Consider the following 2,360-nt stretch of genomic DNA (forward strand, 5'->3'; position numbering starts at 1 on the left):
ACAGAACAGGTAGGAACTATTCCTGTATTTATACGTAATATTAAGTAGCAAATCTATTCATGCACTGAAAAGAAATTATTAGCGATCGCTTGTTTTTGATCCGACTTCACAAAATCGCGTTGCTCCCACTACAAAACTGCTATTTATACCTTTCTGGCGTAAGACTTCCAGTAAAAACGGAGCAGCGTTTTTAGCAAGATCCCCGAATCCTGCGTCATGGATGTACGCTAAATCGTCCTTGTAAAAGAAGTCCATCGGATTATGCTCAAACATACCTCAATAGGGTAGATAAATTGAAAGTCTCAATATCTCTTCATTTCTCCATATTCCTTGATATACTCCACCAACTCCTTAGTATGCCCCCCTGAAGAAATACGTGCCAAATTCCCCACCAAAATAAACAGTTCCCGCGCCCTACTCACAGCCACATTGAGTAAATTAGGTCGGCGATTAATAAACCAAAGACTATCACTGCCTTGACATTGGCGAGTCGAGAAAATTATCACCGACTTCTGACCACCTTGAAAATTATGAACTGTGCCAATGCTCTTGTCAGAAAAATCATTTGTCCAACGAGATTTTAAACGTTGAGTCAGAGCATTTACCTGACGACGATAAGGTGAAATCACGCCAATAGTCTTGTCAGAATCAGGAGAATTCAAACAATAACCCGCCCCTAACAACTCCTCAATCAACGCCTCAACCGCCTCAACCTCTGCCCAATTAACATTGTTCTCCAGCCTCCCCTCCACATGACAACCAATTAGGTTAGTACCCAGTAGAGAATCCTTCGGTTCAGTTTTGATGATCATCCCATAATTGCACAGCAGATCGCAAAAATCAGCAATCACCGGAACGCAACGATAATGATACTTCAGGATAATCCCCTGACCAATATCTCCCGCTTGTCCTAATGCCCCAGCCGCCCGATGATAAGCAGTAGAAACAGTAGAACTGTAACGGTCATAATCCGCATCCGTAAGACCCTGTGACAGAAAAGACTTGCGGCGATATTCTTCCTTCTGCTGGTCACTCAAATTAATCACCGGCTCCAATTGCAACGGGTCGCCTACAATCAAAGCCCGATTACACCGCACCAAAACCGGAAAAACCTGATGGGGTGGAATCTGCCCCGCTTCATCGACAATAACCTGAGCGATACAGCCACTATCAGGATAAGGAAACAAACGCCGAATAGAATGTAAAGTACAGAGAAACACCGGAAACAACAGACTGATATCCCGATAAACATTTCTCCAATTCACAGATAACTGACGAAAAGCCTCCCATTCCCCATTCAGGACAGCAATATAAGTCCTCAGAGAAGCCATCACCTCATCTTGTCGCCGCAGAGCTTCCTGCTGCTGAAACTGCCAAGACCACTCAAATAACTGAACTTGCAACGAATGTAACTCAGTGTAAAAACGACCATAAAAATCTTCACTGGGATAATTAGCCAATTGACTTTCCACCCCAGAACGGCGACTCATCAACTCAGACAGTTGCCCTTGTAACAACTCAAGCTGCCCTTTGACCCTCTCAGAATCACCCTGTTCTTGCTGCCATTCCAACGCTGAAGACAGTAGCTGAGAAACACTTTCATAGGCTGCTATCAAAGATTCAGTTGTCAACGGAATTTGAAAAGGAAAAGGAGTCGCCAGCGTCGCTAACACAGGCATTTCTATTTGTTTGTGCAAACGCTTGAGAACATAACGCGGACTACTTTTAGTTAACTCCTGCCAAAATCTCTTAATCCCCTGCCAAACCCGCACAAACCAGTTGTCTTTTTTACGTAACCCTTGCCCATCTTCAGACGGTAAACAACGCCTAGCACCGTCAAGATAGTGCCTGATTTGCTGGTACGCTTCTAGAGGGAACTGAGAATAGTCCCGTGAAAACTCCAATAGTGGTGACGACGACTGAGACTCAGACCCAGAAGTAAAAGTCTTTATTGCCGACTCAACCACTTGTATCTCGTCACATAACTGCTCTAATAACTTCTCATCAGCAGCTTTCTGTTGCTGCTCATATTCATCTTGCTTGATGTGGTTTTCTACCGCCTGCACACCAGCCAATAATTGTTGCTTCAGTGACTCCCATTCAGCATCATTAAACCTTGCCGTAGCCAACCAATCCAGTGCAGCTTGCAAGCGAGGTAAAACTTGGCTATCTACCAACTCCAAAGAACCGCCTGATAGGTAGAAACCGTCACGAATAGGGTGTAGGGTGTAGGGGGTAGGGTGTAGGGAAGACGGTATTGGTCGAGGCTTGGAACCCCCACCAATACAATCGTCTTGAGAAGACGAGGCTTGTGTTCCACTGGTTGTTCGATGCTCTTTTTCCCCTACACCCCACACCCC

Annotated in this window: 2 protein-coding genes; both read right to left on the reverse strand. The window is 45.0% G+C overall.

What is annotated here, in order from left to right; genetic code table 11:
- Positions 1–78 precede the first annotated feature (78 nt).
- Positions 79–255, reverse strand: coding sequence for a hypothetical protein (locus AACX33_RS05290; protein WP_227789455.1), 177 nt, complete (start codon positions 253–255; stop codon positions 79–81).
- Positions 256–302: 47 nt separating this feature from the next.
- On the reverse strand, positions 303–2,360 hold a 2,058-nt coding region (locus AACX33_RS05295), incomplete at its 5' end, for a DEAD/DEAH box helicase (protein WP_227789456.1).

Origin of the sequence: Nodularia sp. LEGE 04288, assembly GCF_963896525.1 — a bacterium.
In the GTDB taxonomy this organism is placed as follows: Bacteria; Cyanobacteriota; Cyanobacteriia; order Cyanobacteriales; family Nostocaceae; genus Nodularia.

Excerpts from the sequence above, each read along its gene's own strand:
- AACX33_RS05290 (WP_227789455.1), bottom strand. The coding sequence starts at position 255 with ATGGACTTCTTTTACAAGGACGATTTAGCGTACATCCATGACGCAGGA.